The 19,497-nt window shown below is 70.9% G+C and carries 23 protein-coding genes; 7 read left to right on the top strand and 16 right to left on the bottom strand.

The annotated features are described in order from the left end of the window. Positions 1-61 precede the first annotated feature (61 nt). Positions 62-274: a helix-turn-helix domain-containing protein gene (locus J4573_RS22910; protein ID WP_012852589.1), complete on the bottom strand. Its 213-nt coding sequence runs from the start codon at positions 272-274 to the stop codon at positions 62-64. Positions 275-390: 116 nt separating this feature from the next. Beyond that, positions 391-1,989 carry an ABC-F family ATP-binding cassette domain-containing protein gene (locus J4573_RS22915; RefSeq protein ID WP_208257848.1) on the bottom strand — a complete coding sequence of 533 codons (1,599 nt, stop codon included), beginning with the start codon at positions 1,987-1,989 and terminating at the stop codon, positions 391-393. Positions 1,990-2,248: 259 nt separating this feature from the next. On the opposite strand from J4573_RS22915, the gene J4573_RS22920 reads away from it, so the two are divergent. Further along, entirely contained in the window at positions 2,249-3,013 is a 765-nt protein-coding gene (locus J4573_RS22920; RefSeq protein ID WP_208257849.1) for a VOC family protein, read from the top strand. A gap of 44 nt (positions 3,014-3,057) precedes the next feature. Here the strand turns inward: J4573_RS22920 and J4573_RS22925 are convergent, their stop codons facing one another. Genes J4573_RS22925 through J4573_RS22935 form a run of 3 tightly spaced genes read right to left on the bottom strand, consistent with a single transcriptional unit; the run spans position 3,058 to position 5,127 of the window. Then, positions 3,058-3,813, bottom strand: a complete 756-nt coding sequence (locus J4573_RS22925; protein WP_208257850.1) for an AIM24 family protein — start codon at positions 3,811-3,813, stop codon at positions 3,058-3,060. 25 nt (positions 3,814-3,838) lie between these two features. Continuing rightward, entirely contained in the window at positions 3,839-4,489 is a 651-nt protein-coding gene (locus J4573_RS22930) for an AIM24 family protein (protein ID WP_208257851.1), read from the bottom strand. Then, entirely contained in the window at positions 4,489-5,127 is a 639-nt protein-coding gene (locus tag J4573_RS22935) for an AIM24 family protein (RefSeq protein WP_307796800.1), read from the bottom strand. The genes J4573_RS22930 and J4573_RS22935 overlap by 1 nt, the downstream gene beginning before the upstream one ends. Positions 5,128-5,258: 131 nt before the next feature. Here J4573_RS22935 and J4573_RS22940 point away from each other — a divergent pair, with 131 nt between their 5' ends. Beyond that, positions 5,259-5,654 carry an ABC transporter permease gene (locus J4573_RS22940; protein WP_208257852.1) on the top strand — a complete coding sequence of 132 codons (396 nt, stop codon included), beginning with the start codon at positions 5,259-5,261 and terminating at the stop codon, positions 5,652-5,654. Positions 5,655-5,758: 104 nt separating this feature from the next. Continuing rightward, complete coding sequence (locus tag J4573_RS22945) at positions 5,759-6,907, top strand: EAL domain-containing protein (protein WP_307796801.1); 1,149 nt, start codon at positions 5,759-5,761, stop codon at positions 6,905-6,907. 15 nt (positions 6,908-6,922) lie between these two features. Here the strand turns inward: J4573_RS22945 and J4573_RS22950 are convergent, their stop codons facing one another. Then, the gene (locus tag J4573_RS22950; protein WP_208257853.1) at positions 6,923-7,849 is read right to left on the bottom strand and encodes a hypothetical protein; all 927 of its coding nucleotides are present in this window, start codon (positions 7,847-7,849) and stop codon (positions 6,923-6,925) included. A gap of 197 nt (positions 7,850-8,046) precedes the next feature. Between J4573_RS22950 and J4573_RS22955 the strand changes: the two genes are divergently transcribed. Together J4573_RS22955 and J4573_RS22960 are read left to right on the top strand one after the other, a co-directional pair. Beyond that, positions 8,047-8,640: a papain-like cysteine protease family protein gene (locus tag J4573_RS22955; protein ID WP_208257854.1), complete on the top strand. Its 594-nt coding sequence runs from the start codon at positions 8,047-8,049 to the stop codon at positions 8,638-8,640. A 10-nt stretch (positions 8,641-8,650) separates the two neighbouring features. After that, positions 8,651-9,472: a hypothetical protein gene (locus J4573_RS22960; RefSeq protein ID WP_208257855.1), complete on the top strand. Its 822-nt coding sequence runs from the start codon at positions 8,651-8,653 to the stop codon at positions 9,470-9,472. Between the two features lie 51 nt (positions 9,473-9,523). Here the strand turns inward: J4573_RS22960 and J4573_RS22965 are convergent, their stop codons facing one another. Both J4573_RS22965 and J4573_RS22970 read right to left on the bottom strand, forming a co-directional pair. Continuing rightward, a complete protein-coding gene (locus J4573_RS22965; protein ID WP_208257856.1) occupies positions 9,524-10,204 on the bottom strand; it encodes a response regulator in 681 nt (226 codons plus the stop codon). Then, positions 10,204-11,355, bottom strand: a complete 1,152-nt coding sequence (locus tag J4573_RS22970) for a sensor histidine kinase (protein WP_208257857.1) — start codon at positions 11,353-11,355, stop codon at positions 10,204-10,206. Before J4573_RS22970 ends, J4573_RS22965 begins: the two co-directional genes overlap by 1 nt. A gap of 134 nt (positions 11,356-11,489) precedes the next feature. Between J4573_RS22970 and J4573_RS22975 the strand changes: the two genes are divergently transcribed. Further along, positions 11,490-12,056 (top strand): hypothetical protein, encoded by a 567-nt coding sequence (locus J4573_RS22975; protein WP_208257858.1) that lies wholly within the window; start codon positions 11,490-11,492, stop codon positions 12,054-12,056. Here the strand turns inward: J4573_RS22975 and J4573_RS22980 are convergent. After that, positions 12,025-12,798, bottom strand: coding sequence for a class I SAM-dependent methyltransferase (locus tag J4573_RS22980; RefSeq protein WP_208257859.1), 774 nt, complete (start codon positions 12,796-12,798; stop codon positions 12,025-12,027). The genes J4573_RS22975 and J4573_RS22980 overlap by 32 nt on opposite strands. 68 nt (positions 12,799-12,866) lie before the next feature. Between J4573_RS22980 and J4573_RS22985 the strand changes: the two genes are divergently transcribed. Further along, the gene (locus tag J4573_RS22985) at positions 12,867-13,463 is read left to right on the top strand and encodes a Uma2 family endonuclease (RefSeq protein WP_208257860.1); all 597 of its coding nucleotides are present in this window, start codon (positions 12,867-12,869) and stop codon (positions 13,461-13,463) included. Position 13,464: 1 nt separating this feature from the next. On the opposite strand, the gene J4573_RS22990 is transcribed toward J4573_RS22985, so the two are convergent. Genes J4573_RS22990 through J4573_RS23020 form a run of 7 tightly spaced genes read right to left on the bottom strand, consistent with a single transcriptional unit; the run spans position 13,465 to position 19,496 of the window. Further along, on the bottom strand, positions 13,465-13,767 hold the full coding sequence (locus tag J4573_RS22990) for a hypothetical protein (RefSeq protein WP_208257861.1): 303 nt from the start codon (positions 13,765-13,767) through the stop codon (positions 13,465-13,467). Continuing rightward, positions 13,764-14,603, bottom strand: a complete 840-nt coding sequence (locus J4573_RS22995) for a DODA-type extradiol aromatic ring-opening family dioxygenase (RefSeq protein WP_208257862.1) — start codon at positions 14,601-14,603, stop codon at positions 13,764-13,766. Before J4573_RS22995 ends, J4573_RS22990 begins: the two co-directional genes overlap by 4 nt. Before the next feature lie 3 nt (positions 14,604-14,606). Then, positions 14,607-15,464: an amidohydrolase family protein gene (locus J4573_RS23000; protein WP_208257863.1), complete on the bottom strand. Its 858-nt coding sequence runs from the start codon at positions 15,462-15,464 to the stop codon at positions 14,607-14,609. Further along, complete coding sequence (locus J4573_RS23005) at positions 15,457-16,593, bottom strand: CaiB/BaiF CoA transferase family protein (RefSeq protein WP_208257864.1); 1,137 nt, start codon at positions 16,591-16,593, stop codon at positions 15,457-15,459. Before J4573_RS23005 ends, J4573_RS23000 begins: the two co-directional genes overlap by 8 nt. Continuing rightward, positions 16,583-17,611, bottom strand: a complete 1,029-nt coding sequence (locus tag J4573_RS23010; RefSeq protein ID WP_208257865.1) for an alcohol dehydrogenase catalytic domain-containing protein — start codon at positions 17,609-17,611, stop codon at positions 16,583-16,585. Before J4573_RS23010 ends, J4573_RS23005 begins: the two co-directional genes overlap by 11 nt. Then, entirely contained in the window at positions 17,608-18,636 is a 1,029-nt protein-coding gene (locus J4573_RS23015) for an ABC transporter substrate-binding protein (protein WP_208257866.1), read from the bottom strand. Before J4573_RS23015 ends, J4573_RS23010 begins: the two co-directional genes overlap by 4 nt. 47 nt (positions 18,637-18,683) lie before the next feature. Next, positions 18,684-19,496, bottom strand: coding sequence for an ABC transporter permease (locus J4573_RS23020; protein ID WP_208257867.1), 813 nt, complete (start codon positions 19,494-19,496; stop codon positions 18,684-18,686). Between the last annotated feature and the right edge of the window lies 1 nt (position 19,497).

Consider the following 19,497-nt stretch of genomic DNA (forward strand, 5'->3'; position numbering starts at 1 on the left):
CTTACTCGGTAGGTCGCGGCGACGGGTCAGGCGGTGTGCTCATCCGGGGGTCGTCGTCCGTTCAGGACTTCTTACCGCGGGTGGCGCCGCCGCGTCCCCGCAGGTTGACGCCGGATTCGGTGAGAATCCGATGGATGAACCCGTACGAGCGGCCGGTGGCGGCTGCCAGAGCGCGAATGCTCTCGCCGGAGTCGTACCTCTTCTTGAGTTCCGCCGCCAGCTTGTCGCGCTCGGCACCGGTCACGCGGGTGCCCTTCTTAAGGGTCTCGGCCACGAGTACCTCCCGTAGTGATGTGGTGACCGCTGCGTTATCCCCCGCCATGATCAGTCATTCCCGCGAGTTCGGCTACCCACTCCGCCAGAAAAGATCTGCGATAGCTGCCGTGCAGGTCACGCAAGTGCCACCAGATCGGCAAACTCGTCACTCCAGATGTCCTCAACCCCATCCGGCAGCAAAATCACTCTTTCCGGGTGGAGCGCCTCCACCGCACCCTCGTCGTGGGTCACCAGGACGATGGCGCCGGCGAAGGTCCGCAGGGCCGCCAGGATCTCCTGGCGGCTGGCCGGGTCCAGGTTGTTGGTGGGCTCGTCCAGCAGCAGGACGTTCGCGCTGGAGACCACGAGCATGGCCAGGGCCAGCCGGGTCTTCTCGCCGCCGGACAGGACCCCGGCGGGCTTGTCGACGTCGTCGCCGGAGAACAGGAACGAGCCGAGGATCTTGCGCACCTCGACCGGCGCGAGGCCGGGAGCGGCCGACTGCATGTTCTCCAGGACCGAGCGCTCGACCTCCAGAAGCTCGTGCTCCTGGGCGTAGTAGCCGATCCGCAGGCCATGTCCGGCCACCACGACGCCGGTGTCGGGCTTGTCCACCCCGGCCAGCATCCGCAGCAGGGTGGTCTTGCCCGCGCCGTTCAGGCCAAGCACGACGACGCGGCTGCCCTTGTCGATGGCCAGGTCGACGTCGGTGAAGATCTCCAAGGATCCGTACGATTTCGACAAACCCTCGGCGGTAAGGGGGGTTTTGCCGCATGGTGCGGGGTCCGGGAAGCGGATCTTGGCGACCTTGTCGGCCTGCCGCTCGCCCTCCACGCCGGCCAGCAGCTGCCTGGCCCGCCGGTCCATCTGCTGGGCCGCCTTGGCCTTGGTGGCCTTGGCGCGCATCTTGTCGGCCTGCGAGAGCAGCGCCGAGGCCTGCCGCTGGGCGTTGGCCGTCTCGCGCTTGCGGCGCCGCTCGTCGGTCTCGCGCTGGTCCAGGTACTTCTTCCAACCGACGTTGTAGATGTCGATCACGCTGCGGTTGGCGTCCAGGTGGAAGACCCGGTTGACCACGGCGTCCAGCAGCTCCACGTCGTGGCTGATGACCACCAGTCCGCCCTGGTGGGACTTCAGGAAGTCGCGCAGCCAGACGATCGAGTCGGCGTCCAGGTGGTTGGTCGGCTCGTCCAGCAGCAGGATGTCCGCGTCGGAGAACAGGATGCGGGCCAGCTCCACCCGGCGCCGCTGACCGCCCGACAGGGTGCCGAGCGACTGCCCGAGCACCCGGTCCGGCAGGCCCAGGCTGGAGGCGATCGAGGCGGCCTCGTGCTCGGCGGAGTAGCCGCCCAGCACGTGCAGGCGCTCCTCGAGCCGCCCGTACCGGCGTACGGCCTTGTCGCGCTCGTCGCCGGTGGAGGTCGCCATGGCATCCTCGGCGGCGCGCAGCTTGCGGATCACCTCGTCCAGCCCGCGCGCGGACAGGATGCGGTCGCGGGCCAGCTCCTCGAGGTCGACCCCGCGCGGGTCCTGCGGCAGGTAGCCGATCGTGCCCGAGTGGGTCACGCCGCCCTGCGCGGGCAGCGCCTCCCCCGCCAGCACCTTGGTGAGGGTGGTCTTGCCGGCGCCGTTACGGCCGACGAAGCCGACCCGGTCGCCGGGGTTGACGCGGAAGGACGCGGCCTCGATCAGCAGCCGGGAACCGGCGCGCAGCTCGATGTCGTTCGCAATGATCACAGTGACAGTGCTCCACTGGCGGAAAGGTCGGCGAGGCGTCGGCGGGCTGGGCACACACACGAAGGCGCGTCACGGTCGGTGGACCACGACGCGCCGCTGGGGGCCTGTCAGCTCGGGAGCGAAACCATCTGATCAGTCTACGCGACGGCGGGCCCTGTCTTCACCGGTGCCGAACCTGGCCAAACCCGGGTGCGGCCGCGCTGACCAGGCCAGGATTTCATGCAGCGGGCGGAACCGGCGCGAAGGAGCGTGGCTTTCGATGGTGCATGTCACAGGCAACCAGCCCAACGGGACGCCCAACTGGCTCGATCTGGGCATACCCGACCTCGACCGGGCGAAGGAGTTCTACGGGGCGGTCTTCGGCTGGGAGTTCCAGGACTACGGCGAGGAGGCCGGGCACTACCACGCCTGCCTCCTGCAGGGTGAGCCGATCGCGGGGATGATGCGGAACCCCGACGATGCCCCGAGCGAGTGCTGGTGGCAGATCTACTTCGCCACCGACGACGTGGACGGCACCCTCAAGCGCGCCACCGACGCGGGCGGGACGCTCGTCCTGCCGGCCGACGACGTGATGGACCAGGGCCGCATGGCCATGCTCAAGGACCCCACCGGCGCGCAGTTCGGCCTGTGGCAGGGCCGGGCGCACATCGGGACGCGGATCAAGGGCGAGCCGGGCGCCATGGCCTGGAGCGAGCTGTCCACGACCGACTCCAAGGCGGCGCTGGACTTCTACGGGGCCGTCTTCGGGTACGTGCAGGAGCGCATGCCCGGCGATCTGGACTACACGGCGCTGAAGCTCACCGCGCAAGCCGACGACCCCGGCGTCGGCGGGGTGATGAGCGAGCCCGGCAGCAATCTCAACGCCTGGCTCACCTACTTCCTGGTCGAGAGCGCCGACGATGCCGTCGGCAGGGTCAGGGAGGGCGGCGGCTCGGTCGTCGCCGAGCCCGAGGACAGCCCGTACGGCCGCCTGGCGGTCGTGGACGATCCCTTCGGCGCCCGGTTCAAGCTCATGTCCCAGTAGACGCCGTGGCCCCCGGGGGCGAGTGGCTCCCGGGGGCCTGCGGGCTACTGCTGCTTCTCGGCCTGCAGGCGCTGGCCGATCGTGCTGTGCAGGCGCTGGAGGCCGTTCACGCCCAGGACGTTCACCTGGCCCTCCAGGTCGCGCAGCAGCGTGTCCTCGTTGGCGACGTGCTCGGAGGACTGCATCAGCACCGTGCCCTGGCCGGTGAAGTCGAACTGGTGCTCCTCGCCCGACGAGCCGCCGATGTTGAAGACGTGCCGGGCCATGCCGAGCGCGCCCCGCATGTACGAGTGGTCGTAGTGGTGGCACGGCGAGGGGCAGTCGGCCCAGCCGAGCAGGGCCTGCGGGTCCACCCGGATCGGCGGCTCCACGAAGTGCACCGGGCCGTTGGAGGCCGCGACGAAGCGGCCGGTGCCGATCAGGGTGAGAAAGCCTGGGATGATCGACTGCTTGAGCTCCAGGCCCGGCTCGAACGCCAGCAGGTTGCCCGCCCGGACGGTGAGGTTGCCGTCGTCCAGGTCGTAGGAGTTGACGTCGAAGCCCCGGTCGGCCAGCAGCAGCTTGCCCTGCCCCTGGGCGACGACCCAGTCGTGGGCGTACAGCGGCGAGTGGAAGCTGGTCGCGACCAGCTGGTCCAGGAACCCTGCCGACAGCGCCTCGAACTTGATCTGCCCGTAGTAGGCGATCATCTTGCCCTTCTGGGTGAACCACTGCCCGTTCAGGTCCACGCTGAAGGCGTAGGGGTTGACGTTGTCGTTGACCGGCAGCGTCGTCGGGTTGAACGAGGACACTGTGTTCATTGGTTCGCTCGCAGGCTCGCTCACGTCAGATCTTCCTCTCGCTGGCCTGGACGTAGACGACGCCGCTGCCGCTCAGCTCGAGCTGGAAGCCCTCGCCCGAGCCGCGGCCGACGAGGTCGCGGAGCCCCATCGCGGTGGTGAGCTTGTTCTGGACCTGGCCGCGGTGCGCGACGTAGGCCTGCGGATCGACGTGCACGGGCCGCTGGGGGCTGATCGGCATCTCCATGACGCCGCCGTGCGACAGCAGCGCGCAGGCGCCCTGCCCGGTGAGCGTGGTGGTGAACAGGCCCTGGCCGCTGACGGCGCCGCGGACCACGCCGCCGATGCCGCCCTGCTCGCCCATGAACATCGTGCCGACCTGCAGCGTCGCGTCGTGGACCAGCAGCCGGTCGGCCTCGACGTAGAGGGTGTCCCCGGCCAGGTGGACGACCTCGACGTGCAGGCCGCCCTTGCCGAACATCACGCTGCCCTGGCCCGTGACGTGCATCATCTCGGTGCGTTCACCGGCCACCGCGCGGCCGAGGGTGCGGCCGATCCCCTGCCCGGCCGTGGCCGTGGGGGCGAAGTTGACGTGTCCCGTGTAGGCGAGCATGGCGCCGCGCCTGCTGTAGACCTCCTGGCCCGGGCCGATCGGCACCTGGAGCATCTTGGAGTTGATCGAGGTGTATCCGGGCATCAGATCTCCAGAATTCCGCCGCGCTCGGCCGGCTGGATGTAGACCAGGCCGTGACCCTGGTAGCGGAACTGCACGCTCTCCCCCGAGCCCTGCCCCATCACGGTGCGCCAGTTGACGTCGGTGACGACGTCCTGCTGGAGCTGGCCGCGGTGGCCGACGTAGGCGTGCGGGTCGACGCACAGCGGCGTGCCGGGCGTGACCTCCAGGGCGATCGCGGGCCCGTCGGACAGGATCGCGACCGTCCCCTGGCCCTCCACCTTGGTGGTGGCCAGGCCCTGGCCGGTGCCCATGCCGCGCAGGCCGATGAACTGGACCCCGGTCTGCAGCCGCCCGTCGAGCGCGAGCAGGCTCTCCGACTCCACGAACAGCGTCTCGCCGTTCAGCGGCACGAGGGTCACCTCGGTCGCCTCACTGGCCAGGAACACCGTCCCCTGGCCGGTGATGTCCATCAGCGTCATGCCCTCGCCGGCGATCTTGCGCTTCAGCGCGCCGCGCAGGCCCTCGCCCCCGGTCATGCCTTGCCGCTTGAACGTCATCTGCCCGTCGTAGGCGACCATCGAGCCGTTCAGCGCCCTGATGGTGTCCCCGGCCAGATCGACGGCCAGCATTTTTGAGCCGTTCAGTCGAAATTGAGCCACGCGACCCCAACTTACCGGTCAAGCCAGGTCAGGATTCCGCCAAACGGATCAATGGTGCGTTGACATCCGCGGCGAGCCGATCGGCGCGGCGGAGCCCCCGCCGCCCGACCGAATCAGGAAGGATGTGCGTCATGTGGCTCGCTCCCGAACACCGCGGCCTCGGCCGCTGGATCGCCCCCGGAATCGCCCTCGCCGCAGGAGTGGTGGTCGCCGCCGTGCTCGCGTCCGACGGCCGCACCGGCACGGGACTGATCGCGTTGGCGGTGCTGGCCGGGTACGCCGCCCACCTGTCCTACCGGCGCAACGAGCCCGCGCTGCCGCTGAGCGAGGCGTTCGGCAGCGGGCACCGCGCGCGGGCGCACCTGAAGTCGGCGGCGATGACCGGGGACGTGCTCGCCCTCGCGATCGTGGGCGCGGTGGTGGTGCAGTCGCTGCGCGACGCCGACATCACCCCGTACGCTTGGCTGGCCGCACTCGCCGGAGTCACGTACGCACTCTCCGCGATGTTCGGCGGCCGAAGCCTCTGATCATGATCTTCCGCGGGCGCCGCTGTCCAGTGAAACGACGAACTATGCGTTAATTTCTGCTGACAACGGACGATTCGGCATGATCACGGCGGCATGATTCACCTGTGTCAGCCCTCGATCTCCTGGTCCCGGCGCGAGCGGTGTTCCAGCCGGTCGTCGACCTGGACACCGGCGCAGTGGTCGCCGTGGAACCGCATACGGGCCCGTCGGCCGAGCCGACCGGGTCCATCCGGCCGGACCCCGTGGCCGAGGAGGTGCGGCGCACGCTGGGGGCGGCTCGCGCCGCCGCCGACCTGGGCACGCACCTCCCCCTGCAGCTCGGCGTGCGCGCCGAGACCCTCGCCCAGGGCGAGGCCGTGCTCAACGACCTGCACCGCGGCCTGAACGAGGCGGGACGCCGCCCGAACGAGGTCATCATCTGCGTCACCGGCGGGTTCCCGCCCGTCCTTCGGCAGGCGGTGACCGGCGCCGTGCAGGGCCTGCGGCGGGCCGGTTACCTGGTCGGCCTCGGCGGGTTCGGCGCCGCCCACGCACCGCTCGACATGCTCGTCGACGCGGTCCCCTACCTGGTCAAGCTCGATCCCGACCTGGCCCGCCGCACCACGGCCGACCAGCGGCGCTCGGCGCTGGTGAGCACGCTCGTGGAGCTCGCCCACCGGATCGGCACGCACGTGCTCGCGCCGGGCCTGGCCACCGAGGAGCAGGTGCTGCACCTGCGCGAGCTCGGCGTCCGGCTCGTTCAGGGTCCGGTGCTGGCGCCGCCGGAGTGGCAGCCCGGGATGCGGGTGACGGTGCCGGTGATAGCGCGCGAGGAGCCCAGCCACCGCACCGATCCCCAGATCTCGCTGGGGCCGCGCGTCTCGGAGTTCACGCTGCCCGCGATGACGCTGCGGCTGGACGCGACGGCCGACGACGTGCTGTCGGCGCTGAACGCCGAGACCGGCGCCACCAGCGTGGTGCTGGTCGACGACCGCCAGCGGCCGAAGGCGACCGTGGACCGCACCAGGTTCCTGTTGCAGCTGTCGGGCGCGTACGGGCACGCCCTGCACGCGCACAAGCCGGCGCTCCGGCTGGCCGACGCCCCGCGCCTGGTCCCCCGGACCGTTCCGGCGATCGCGGCGCTGCGGGCGGCCGGGCAGGAGGACGAACGGGTCTACGACGACCTGGTGGTGACCGACGAGGTCGGCCGTTGCCTCGGCATCGTCCGCGTCGGCGACCTGATCAGGAGCCTGTCCGGCTCGACGTCTCCCTGAGACGTCGAGCCTGCGTCAGTCCCACTCCCAGCGGATCCCGTAGACGCCGGGACGGACGTCGTCGACGACCAGGTGCACCGACCGGTGCGCGTTCAGCGTGAGCGCCGCGATCTCGCGCTCGGGCTCCTGCTCGCCCGCCGCGCCGCGGGTGAAGCTGTGGCAGCGCACCGGCAGTGCGTCCTGGTCGAAGAACACCTGCAGGACGTACTGGAGCGCGGGGAACCGGAAGCCGCGCTCGTAGTCGGTGCAGACCTGGGCGCCGTCGTCGGTCAGCAGGTAGCGCAGCACGCAGGTCTCCCCTGGGTGCAGGACGCGGTCGAACAGCAGCTCGGCGACGACCAGCGCGCTGCCGGGGTCGCGGCGTACGCGGCCGATCCGGCAGTTCTCCAGCGCGCGGACCTCGACCTGGCCGACGTCGCAGCCCGGATCGCCCCGGTAGATCATCAGGTGCCGGTCGGTCCGGTCGCGGGTGCCGCGCAGGACCTGCATGGTCTCCCTGCTGCGGCTGGCGCGCCCGGGCCCGATGTCGAGGCGCTCGTACTGCAGCGTCACCTGCAGCCGCCCGTCGTCGGCGCCGTCGAACGCCGCGAGCAGCCGCGCGAGGGCGGGCGCCGGTTCGAGGATCGCCGCGAAGCCGACAACCTCGTCCGGGCTCGCCGCCGCCCGGCCGCGCGGGCGGGGCGGGCCGAGCAGCGCGGTCAGGGAGTGTTCCGGCAGGTCGAGGAGGTGTTCCAGGACGCCCACGGCGCGCAGGGACTCGGGTCGTTCGGGGCGGCGCTTGCCCTGCTGCCAGTAGCTGAGCGTCGTCACGCCGACGTCCACGCCCTGCTGGGCCAGGTGGTGCCGAACGCGGTGCAGTGAGAGGCCGCGCACGGCGAGGGCGGTGCGCAGAGCCTCGTGGAACGGGCCGGTGCGCAGCGCGGCCGCGATCCTCGCCTCCACCCTGAAGACCTCCGTGTCTTAAACCCGCATGTTCCGTGAATGTTCACAGATATAGCGCTTCCGCGTGGTCCACGCACGTGTGCGTTCACGCTCGCACCGCCCGAGCCCGCATCCCTCTTGCCGCTTTCCGGGCGGATTCTGACCATCGGCGTGGGCGCCCCCTCACACCCGCTGAGCGCAACCCCCTGGAGCGCAGCATGCACGTCCGCAAACCCCTCCGCAGGCTCGTGAGCCTGACGGCGGTGTGCACCGCGGCGACGGCAGTCGTCGCACCGGCGAACGCCGCCAACGCCGCCAACGCGAGCCTGGCGACCGCGGCCAAGCTCAACTTCACCCAGCAGGCCCAGGAGAAGTCCAACTGGTGCTGGGCGGCGGCAGGCAACAGCGTCGCGGCCTTCCTCGGCAAGAGCTACAGCCAGAACCAGTTCTGCAACCTGGCCTTCAACCGCTCGATGAACTCGGCCTGCCCCAACAACCAGGCCACGCTGGCCAACGACCAGACGGCCTTCCAGCAGATCGGCATCAACCCCGGCACCTACGTCTACGACTACCTCTACTACTCCTCGGTCATCCGCGAGATCGACGCCAAGCGGCCGGTCCTCGCCCGCATCCAGTGGTCGTCCGGGGGCGGGCACATGGAGGTCCTGTACGGCTACGACCAGAGCAACAGCTGGGTCTACTGGGGCAACCCCTGGGGTTCCAGCCCGCGCTACAACTGGGCGACCTACGACTACTACGTCAGCAACGGGTCGTTCTCCTGGACTCACTCCCTCGACCGGATCAACGAGTAGGGGAACGACCATGACCCGCAGCACCCGTACCGCCGCCGGGGCAGTGATCCTCGGCGCCACCGCACTGTTCACGGCCGCCGCACCGGCGGCCTGGGCCTCCTCCGGGCCAGCCCCCGTCGCTCCCCCGTCGGCCACCGATGTCGCGGCCGCACGGCAGGCGGCGACCGGCGCCGTCCCGACGCTGGGCCGCTTCTTCGCCTCGCAGGCCGGGCTGCGCTCGCGCACCGCCACGGCGGCGAACGCCGCCGCGACCAGGCCCCGGCTGACCGCCGCCCCGACCGCCGTCTACGAGCTGTCCCCCGGCTTCGTCACCGGCAAGTCGGGCGAGGTGGCCCACCTGGCCTTCCTGGCCACGCCGGCCGTCGCCGCCGACGGCCAGACCGCGTCGGTCTGGGCGGCCCGGGTCTCGAACGGGACCTGGAAGATCGTCAACATCGCCTCCGGGACCGACGAGCAGACCTACGCCCAGCGGGCCGGGTCGGGGGCGATCGCCTTCCACGAACCGCAGATCGACGCCTGGTACGCGCTGCGCGACGGCAAGGTGACCCCGCTCAACGACTCCGCCCGGTCCGGTGTGCGCGCCGGAACGACCCTCGCCGCGTACCAGCGCCTCGTCCAGCGGCGTTACGCGGACAAGATGCCCGGTTCGGCGTACGCCAGGAACGGCGCGGCCGGAGGCTACGCCGCCGCCCCCACCGGGAGTTACGGCGCCCCGGCGGACAAGGGCGGCTCCACCGGCAGCGGCCGGACCCCGCTGATCGTCTGCGGGATCGTCATGGCCGGCGGGGCGGGCGCGCTGGGAGCCCGCCGCCTTCGCAGGAACGGCGACTGACATCTGCCCGATCTGAGCCCGCAGGATCGCTCTCAGCGCGATCCTGCGGGCTCAGCGATCGCCGGGTGACCCAGTGTCAGCGATCATGGCTCCCGGGCCGCCTGCGGCCGTCTCCTGGGCGAGGATGGCCGCCTGCACGCGGCTCCGCAGCCCCAGCTTGGCCAGGATCCGGCTGACGTGCGTCTTGGTCGTGGTCTCGGCCATGTCGAGCCGCTCGGCGATCTGGGCGTTGGACAGCCCGTCGCCCAGGGCCGCGAAGACCTCCCGCTCGCGCGGGGTCAGCTCGTTCAGCCCGGGAGGCGCCGTCGCCGCGAGGCTGGACCGGCCCGCGAACGCGCTGATCAGGCGCCGCGTCACCTGCGGGGCGAGGATGCCCTCACCCGCCGCGACCGTGCGCACCGCCTCGACCAGATGATCGGCGTCCACGTCCTTGAGCAGGAAGCCCGCCGCGCCCGCGCGCAGCGCGCCGAACACGTACTCGTCGACGTCGAACGTGGTCAGCACCAGCACGTCGGCGATCCCGGCCAGCTCGCGGGTCGCCGAGATGCCGTCGAGCCTGGGCATCCGGATGTCCATCAGGACGACGTCGGGCCGCAGCTGCTTGGCCAGCGCGACGGCCTCCTCGCCGTCGGCGGCCTCACCCGCGACGGTGATGTCGGGTGAGGCCCCGAGGATCAGTACCAGGCCGGCCCGTACCGCCGCCTGGTCGTCGGCCACCAGCACTGTGATCATCAGGCGTTCTCCGTCTCGATGGGCAGTTCCGCGCGCACCCGCCAGCGCCCGCCGTCCGGTCCGGCCGCGAACTCGCCGCCCAGCATGGCGGCCCGTTCGCGCATCCCGATCAGGCCGCTCCCCGAGCCGGGCAGCCGGGAGCCCTCCTGCCCGAGCGGGCTGTCGACGGTTACGACGACCCGGTCCGGGCGAAAGTCCAGCGCGACCTCGACGCGGCCCGCCGCCGCGTGCTTCAGCGCGTTGGTCAGCGACTCCTGCACGATCCGGTACGTGGCCAGCTCGACCGGGGCGGGCAGCTCGGGCCGGTCCCCGGTGACCTTCAGCCCGGCGGTCAGGTCCGTTCGCGCGGTGCGCTCGACCAGGCGTTCCAGCCCGTCCAGGCCGGGGACCTCGGCGGAGTCGCCGTCCTCGCCGTCCCGCAGCAGCCCGATCATGCGGCGCATCTCCGCCAGGCCCTGGACGCTGTTCTCCCGGATCACCTCCATGGCCCGGTTGATGCCCTCGCGGTCCAGGTCGGAGACCTTCAGGACGGCCGAGGAGTGCAGGGCCACGGCGCTCAGATGGTTGGCGATCACGTCGTGCAGCTCGCGGGCCATCCGGGCCCGTTCGGCGGTCACCGCGCTGCGCCGGTCCAGCTCGGCCAGCTGCGACATCTGCCGCACCCGTTCCCGCTCGGCCTCGGCCCGGTCGCGGTGCTCGCGCACGACCATCGCGGTCAGCACCGGCCCCACCCAGCCGACACCCGCGACCGCCGCGATCAGGACCGCGCCCTGGAGCGTCGTGAACGCGATCCCCACCGCGCCCCCGACCGCCAGGCTCGCCACGGTGGTCAGGGTCAGCAGCACAGGAGCGGTCCGCCGCGGCCCGTACAGGCTGGCCGCATACAGCGCGTCGCCGTAGATCACCAGGCTGGCCAGGCTCGCCCCGAACGTGATGTCCAGCAGGTTGAACGGCGTTGAGATCGCCAGCGCCGCCATCGGCCGCGTCCGCCGGAACAGCATCGCGAAGCACAATCCCGCCAGCGGGATGATCCGCCAGCCGAACCCGACGTCCGTCCAGGTGTCGTAGCCGCGCGCGACCAGCAGGAGCAGGCCGCCCGCGAAGGCCGCGGCGGCCAGCAGAACGTCCTGCCTGGTCGTGGTGAGGCGCACGTTCCCTATCTCAGCATCCTCCGAAGCGTGCCCGCGTCCGCCCCGCTGAGGGTGCCGCGTACATCCTTCGAAGTACGCGAGATCTCGTCACCTCCGCCGAGGATTCGGCGCGATCCCCACCCGATCCTGGATACATGCTTCTCGCCGTGATCGCCGCCTGTGAGATCGGGTTCTGGGTCGTCCTGTTCGCCGGTCTCGCCACCCGCTACCTGCTCCGCCTCCGCCGCACCAGCGCGTTCATCCTCCTCTGCGTCCCGCTGGTGGACCTGATCCTCCTGGCGGCCACGATCATCGACCTCCGCAACGGCACCACGGCCGACGTCACCCACGGCCTCGCCGCCGCCTACATCGGCTTCTCCGTCGCGTTCGGCCACAGCATGATCCGCTGGGGCGACCGCCACTTCGCGCACCGCTTCGCCGGCGGCCCGAAGCCCACCGGCAAGCCCAAGTACGGCACGGCCCGCGCCAAGTACGAGTGGCGCGAGTTCCTCAAGGCCATCATCGCCTGGGCCGTCTCCTGCGCCCTGCTCCTGGCGATGATCGCCATGGTCGGCGACTCGTCCAAGACCGAGCAGCTCACCGGCTGGCTGATCCGCCTGTCCGCCATCGCCGGCATCTGGTCCCTGTGGCCGATCACCTACACGATCTGGCCCGCCAAGCCCAAGAAGGTCACCCCCGCCGAGCCCGCACGCCGAGGGTGACCATCGGCAGGTCGAACTCCCCCTCGGCGGTCTCGGGCGTCGCCCGCAGATGCCCGAGGATCCGCCCCTCGACCTCCGCCCGTTCGGCATCACCGAGAACCAGCATGTGCGAATGAGTCCCGATCGTGGCCGCCAGCGACTCGGCCGTACGGCGCTGAACGTGCGGGAACTCGGCCCGCTCGAACTCGGGAAACTCGGCCGACACCGGCAGTTCCCCCGACCGCGAGCGCTGGCTGAGCCCGCCCCCGAGCACGCGCTGCAGCCCGGCGACCCACGGGACGCTCGCGTCGTCCCTGTTCCACACGGCCGCCAGCACCCCGCCTCCCGCCAGCACCCGCGCCATCTCCGGATAGGCGCGGCCGAGGTCGAACCAGTGGAGCGCCTGCCCCACAACGATCGCGTCCACCGACCCGTCCGCCAGCGGAATCTCCTCCGCCCGCCCCTCCAGCGCCCGAACCTCGGGAAAGGCCCGACGCAGCTCGGCCAGCATGCCCGGATCAGGCTCGACGGCCACCACATCAGCGGCCGGAACGCCCACCCGCAGCAGCGTCTCGGTCATCTTGCCCGTCCCGGCGGCCAGGTCCAGCACCCGCAACGGCCTCCGCGCACCTAGCGGTTCCAACACCCAGCGCACAACCGCGTCGGGATAGTCAGGCCGTTCCCGCGCATAAGCAGCGGCCTCACCCCCGAACGACGCCGCCCTGCGCGCCCGAAGCTCCTGGTCCGTCTCAGAGTCAGTCACACCCCCACGCTAATCAGCCGGCCCCGTCCAGCCTGCCGGGCCCGCATGACGAAGTTAGGCTTAAGGGCGTGACCGCGACGGAGGATCGGATGACGGACGAGCCCAGGTTCAGCGAAGGCACGCGAGAGAAGGCGCTGCAGATGCTCGCGGAATTCGCCGAGAGCAAGGGCCTTTCGGTCTCCAAGTTCGAGGCCCGAGGCGACGAGATCGTCATGCTGGCAGGCACTCGCTGGGAGCACGACGACATCATCGTCCAGATCCGGGAGCAGATTCCGCGCCAGCGGCGCTGCAAGATCACCAACGTTGATCTCCAACTGACGTCCGAGCCGCAGGAACCGATTCCGGACCTGATCGTTGTCCCGGAGCCACTCAAGCCTGGGGCCAAGCCGTGGGCGCACGAGACCGAGCTGCTCGTCGAGGTGGTTTCTCAGCGCAACTTCCGAGCCGACTACGAGGGCAAGCGCCTGCGGTACGCCTTGTCTGGCGCTCCCCAGTATCTGCTCGTTGATCCGCGCGAGGGGCTTTGCCTGCTGTACAGCGAACCGGTGAAGTCTGAGGGCACCTACAAGCGGGTGGCCGAGACTAAGTTCGGCCGGCCGCTCGCCGGTGTGGACTGCATGGACGGCGGCGAGCTCGATACCTCCGAGTTCCTCAGGTACACCTGACTCAGGTGGAGAAGTCGGGGTAGCCGCAGCGGAGGGCGGCCTGGCGGTAGCGCTCTACCAGGTCGGGGCGCGAGATCTCTGGGACCCAGACGGCTTCGGCGAAGCTCCACAGGAGGTAGGGATGGGCGCCGAAGGCGTAGAGGGCTCCGTAGTCGCGTTGGGCCAAGGCGTTCACCTCGTCGGGGGCTAGGCGGCCGCCTGGCCAGGCGGTGACGAAGGCTGCGGGGTCTGCGATGTAGGCGGCCAGGGCGTCGGGGTTCATGTTCACCGCCCGCATGAACTTGTTGATGCCGTACCTGCTCATCGGGGACTCCACTCGAAGAACGGCGAGGTGGCGAAGCGGGAGGGCTCGCCGGATGCCGACATCGCGGGGGCTCCGTTCGCGACGCCCATGGTGACCAGGAAGTTCAGGAACTGGTGGCTGACGTTTCCTGCGGCCAGGAGTCTTTCGAACGTCATGGAACGCAGGGTCTCCTCGACCGCTCCCTTGCGGAGGAGGCCGACCGACCAGGCGTCGAAGTCGGTGTCGGGTGAGCCGGCGAAGTGGCGGGGGCCGCCTACCTCGGTCGCGAGGTGGCCGCTGGCGATGACGGCTATGCGGCGTTGTAGCGGTGACTCCTCCAGGGTCTGCCGGACGATCTCACCTACGCGGTAGAAGCGTTCGGGGGGCGGGAGGGGCGGCGCCATGCAGTTGGTGAACAGGCAGACGATGGGCAGGTCCAGCTCGGGGCGCAGGTAGAGCAGCGGGATCAGCACGCTGTGGTCGGCGCGGAACTCGTCGGAGGCGGCGAAGTCGACGCCGCGTGCCACGCCGCCTGTGAGGAGGGCCCGGCCTAGCTCGGCGTCGCCGCGAAGGGTGGCGGGCGGGATGCCGAACTCGCGTTCCTCCGCCCAGAACGTGGCCGGGATCTCGGGGGCCTTGCCGACCAGGAACGCGGGCATGTTGTCGTGGAACCACTGGGTGAGGTGGTCGGTGGAGATGACGAGGAGGGTGTCGGGGCGGGTCTCTGTGAGGCGGCTGCGGAGCCGGGCGAATTCTCGGGCGACGGCCTTGAGGTCGTCGGGCAGGGGGTCCTGGCGGAGGGCGCGCCAGAGGAGCGGGTTGTGCGGGACGCCGTAGATTCCGGTGATCTCTGCCATCGTTCAGATCCCGAACAGTGCGCGGGCGTTGTCGAGGAGGATCTTCCGGCGGGACGTCTCCTTGAAGTCCAGGGCGTCGAACTCCTTCATCCACCGGCCGGCGTCGAGGACCGGCCAGTCGGTGCCGAACAACACCCGGTCGGTGATGATGCTGTTCGCGTGGTGGGCGACCTCGGCGGGCCAGTACTTGGGCGCCCAGCCGGACAGGTCGATGAAGTAGTTGGACTTGTGCCAGCAGGCCGCGAGGTTGTCCAGGTGCCAGGGCCACGCGGGGTGGGCGGCGATGACGTTCAGCTCGGGGAAGTCGGCGGCGACGTCGTCGAGGTAGGGGACGGGACGCGCGTACTCCAGCTTGTAGCCCATCCCGCCTGGGGTTCCGGCGCCGCCGCCGAGGAATCCGCCGTGGAACATCACCGGGAGGCCCAGCTCGGCGCAGGTCTCCCAGATCGGGTAGAAGCGGCGGTCGTTCGGGTGGAATCGCTGGCGTGCCGGGTTGAGCTCGCCGACGCCGCGGATCCCGTACGTCTCGTGGCAACGCCGGATCTCCTCGATCGCCGCCCTGCCCTTCCACGGGTCGATGCCGCAGAACGCGAGGAAGACGTCGGGGTGGTCGGCCTGGGCCTGCCCGAGCAGGTCGTTCGGGGCGCCGCGGACGCCCGACTGGGTCTCGTCGTCGGAGTTGACGATGACCGCCATCATGCGCCGTTCCCGGTAGAGGTCGGCCTGCGCGGCGAACGAGACGGGCTTGCGCTGCTTGCCGAAGTGCGAGCCCATCTGGGCGCGCCGCGCGCCCATCGCGGCCAGGAACTCCTCGGTCTGCGGATGGGTGTGCACGTCGATGGCCAGCAGGTCGTCACGCATCGAGAACCTCCGTGGTGTGCTCTCCCAGGCCGGGCGCGGGCTCGGGGCGGGGCAGGTCCCCGGCGGAGAACCGGGTCCCGGGCAGGATCTGGTGGTCGTCGATCAGCCCCATCCGGATCACCTGGGGGTCCTGGACGAGGTCGGCGATGGTGTTCAGCGGGCCGTGCGGGATGTCGGCCGCGGTCAGCCGCTCGAACCACTCGCAGCGGGGCAGCTTGCGGGTCTCGGCCTTGAGCACCTCGTCGAGCGCGTCGTAGTTGCGGTAGCGGGCCTCGCGGGTGGCGAAGCGCGGGTCGCCCGCCAGGTCGGGGCGTTCGATGACGGTGAGCAGGCCGCGCCAGAACTTCTCCGGCACCGACAGGTGGATCACGAACGGGCTGCCGTCGCGGCCCACGCAGCCGTACGCCTGGGCGCGCGCCGCGCGGGTCCCGGGCTGGACGACGGCGCCCGTCTCCAGGTAGGTCGCGATCGGCTCGGTGAGGAAGTCGGTGAGGGCGCCGAGCATCGACACCTCGACGTGCTGCCCCTCCCCGTGCGTTCCGCGCGCGTGCAGGGCGGCGAGGATCCCCTGCGCGGCGGAGGCGCCCGACAGCAGGTCGGAGAACGCGGGGCCGACCGGCCGGGGCGCGTCCAGCGGCACCAGGTGCGCGTACATGCCGCCGATGGCCGAGATGACGGTGTCGTAGGCGGGGCGGCGCGCGTACGGCCCGGCCGGTCCGAACCCGGTGATCGAGCAGTACACCAGCCCCGGGTTGAGGCGGTGCGCGACGTTCCATCCGATGCCGAGCCGGTCGGCGACGCCGGGACGGAAGTTCTCGATGAAGACGTCGGCGTCGGCGAGCAGGCCGAGCAGCGCGTCCCGCCCGGCCTCCTGTTTCAGGTCGAGCACGGCGCCGCGCTTGCCTCGGTTGTACGCGCCGAACTGCGGGCTGTGGGGCCGTTCGCCGCCGCCCTGCCAGCGCCGCATCGGATCGCCGCTGGGCGGCTCCACCTTGACGACGTCGGCGCCGAGGTCGGCCAGGACCCGCCCGGCGTACGGGCCGGAGATGTACTGCCCGGCCTCGATCACGCGCAGCCCGATCAGCGGACCGCGCTCAGCCGGCTTCCCGGCGGACTTCTCAGCGGACATGGAGCACCACCTTTCCGACGTGGTCACGGCGTCCGGCCATCGCGTAGGCGTCCACGACCTCGGCCAACGGGAACTCGGCCGCGACGGGAGGCGTGACGGTGCCGTCGGCGACCAGTGCGAGCCCGTCGCGGACGTCGGCGTAGTCGGCCGCCGCGCTGCCGTGCAGGGTGAGCCGCCGCGTGTACAGCTCGCGGGGATCGAGGTCGAGGCGCGCTCCGGGCAGCGCGGCCGCGAACACCGCGTGCCCGGCCCAGGCGAGCGACCGCACGCCCGCGCTGATCAGCGGACCGCTCCCGGTGGCGTCGATCGCGATCGCGACGCCGTCTGGAGCGTGGCCGCGGACCTGCTCGGCGAGGCCGTCCGCGTCGTCGCGCCCATACGTGAGGACGGCGGCCGCGCCGAGACCGGGCAGGCCGTCGACGGGCTCGTCCTCCAGCGCCCCGGCCAGGACCTTGCCGCCGAGACCGGCGGCGACCTGCAGCGCGGCGCAGCCGAGCGCGCCGGTCGCACCCGTCACCAGGACGGTGTCGCCGGGCCGGATGCCGCCCGCCCGCCGGATCATGTGCAGTGCGATCGGAACACTGTGAACCGCCGCAGCGGCGACGGTGAACGGCACCTGCCCGGGGATCGGGATCGCGACGCGGGCGGGGACGGCCACGTACTCCGCCGCGCCGCCGTCGCGATGCACTCCGACCACCTGCTGGCGGCGGCAGTCGGCCTCGGCGCCGTCCGCGCAGAAGCCGCAGTCGCCGCACGGCACGTTCGGTTTGATCGCGACGCGTTCGCCCACGTGGTCCCCCGCGACCGCGGCGCCCTGCGCCACGATCACGCCGGCCGGATCGATCCCGACCGTACGAGGCAGCAGAGCCGGAGCGCCGAGGCGCGCGCCGTTCATGACGGCGCGTTCGAGCTGGTTGACCCCGACCGCGTGCACCTCGACCAGCACCTCGTCCGGACCGGGCACGGGGCTGTCGATCTCCTCGACGCGGAGACGATCCGAGAGCCGGGCCGCTCTCACGGCCGGGCCTTCACGCCGGCCTCACGCTGCGCGCGGCCAAGCTGCACCAGGTCGGTGTACGACCCGAACTTCGACGGCGGCAGCTTCAGCGTGCTCAGCAGGGTGTCGAAGCCCTTGGGGTCCAGGCCCATGTCGGCGTCATAGAGCTGCGGGCCGTTCGCGTAGACGTCCGGCTGCTTTTCCAGCGGAGTGACCGTGAAGCCCTTCTTCTGCATGAGGGCCTGCACGTAGGCCTGCTGCGCAGGGTCCTTCCAGACCTTCATCGCCTTGAGGGTGGCCCGCAGGAAGCGCGCGGTGGTGTTGGGGTTCTTGGCGATGAACGACTGCTTGGCGGTCAGCACGTCGTTCGGCCACTCCTTCATCACGTCCAGGACGATGCGGCCGCCCGCCTCCTGGACGGGCTTCTTGTGCCGGGGGAACACCACGGTCATCGCGAGCTTCTTCTGCTTGAACTGCTCGACCCAGGCGTTGGAGCCGCCGGGCAGGTTGACCGGTTTCACCCGCACCTTGGAGATGTCGAACCCGGCGTCCTTGAGGAGTTGCACGCGGACGTCGTACTCGATGGTGCCGGGGTTGGCGCCGAGCAGGACCGGCTTGCCGGACAGGTCCTCCGGCTTGCTGATGCCGGGCTGGACGGCGACGACGTACGGTTCGCGGTTGCGCCAGCCCGCGACCACGCGCAGACCGGTGCCGCTTCGCGCGGCGGTGACCACGTCGAGGGCGGCCTCCACGCCGAAGTCCAGGCTGCCGCCGACCAGGCCCTCCCGGATCGACTGGGCCTCGATCCGCTGAACGGTGAGGCCCTCCTGCTTGTAGTAGCCCTTGTCGATGGCGATCTCGACGGGCGCGTTGGTGTCGAGGTTGGGCAGCCGCATGCCGATCTTCACGGTGGTCTTCTCGGCGGTCCCGATCGGCCCGGTCGGCTGTGCCTTGACCGGGCCGTCGTCGGCGCGGGACGCGCAGCCCGTGCCGAGCGAGGCGGTGAGTGCGACGGCGGTCAGGAAAGCGAGCGGACGGTGTCTCATTGCGGGTCTCATCTTGGGTCTCGTTGCAGGTCTCATTGCGGCTCCGTTCAGGAGAGTCCCTCGGCGTACCAGGGCGCGACCAGCCGCCTGACCAGGCTGACCAGGGCCATGAGCACGTTGGCGATGACGACCAGGAGGAGGGTGACGGCCAGCGCGGAGGCCAGGTCGAAGTCGGCGGAACGGCGGAAGATCAGGTAGCCGAGGCCCTGGCTGCCGCCGATGAACTCGCCGATGACGATCCCGACCATGGCGCGCGCGACGCCCATCCGGACGCCGGTGAGGATGAGCGGCAGCGCGGCCTGCAGCTGCACCTTGAAGAAGATGGTCAGGCGGCGCGCGCCGTACACGCGGGCGGCCTTGACCAGGGACGGCGGAACGCCGCGCACGCCGTCCATGGTGTTGATGGCGATCGGGAAGACCGCCATGAGGAAGATGATGAGGATCTTGGGGGCGGCGCCGAAGCCGAGCCACAGCACCAGCAGCGGCTGGAAGGCGATGCGCGGCATCGAGTAGGCGGTCCAGAACGGCGGGCCGCCGATGTCGCGGACCCAGCGCGAGGAGCCGAGCGCCAGGCCGCAGCCGATGCCGGCCACGACCGCGAGCAGGAACCCGGCGACGGCGTTGCGGGTGCTGAACGCCAGGTTCCCGCCGAGGCTGCCGTCCCCGGCCATCCGCCAGAACGCCGACCAGACCTCGCTCGGCGGCGGGACCTGCTTGGGGTTGGCCAGGCCGAACGCGGAGACGGCCAGCTCCCAGATCGCGATCAGCGCGGCGACCTCGAGGGCGACGGCGAGCTTCCAGCGCAGGTCCGCTTTCCAGGTCGGGCCGGGCTTCCAGCGCAGACCGGGTTTCCAGCGCATG

This window comes from Actinomadura barringtoniae, assembly GCF_017573505.1.
Lineage (GTDB): Bacteria > Actinomycetota > Actinomycetes > Streptosporangiales > Streptosporangiaceae > Spirillospora > Spirillospora barringtoniae.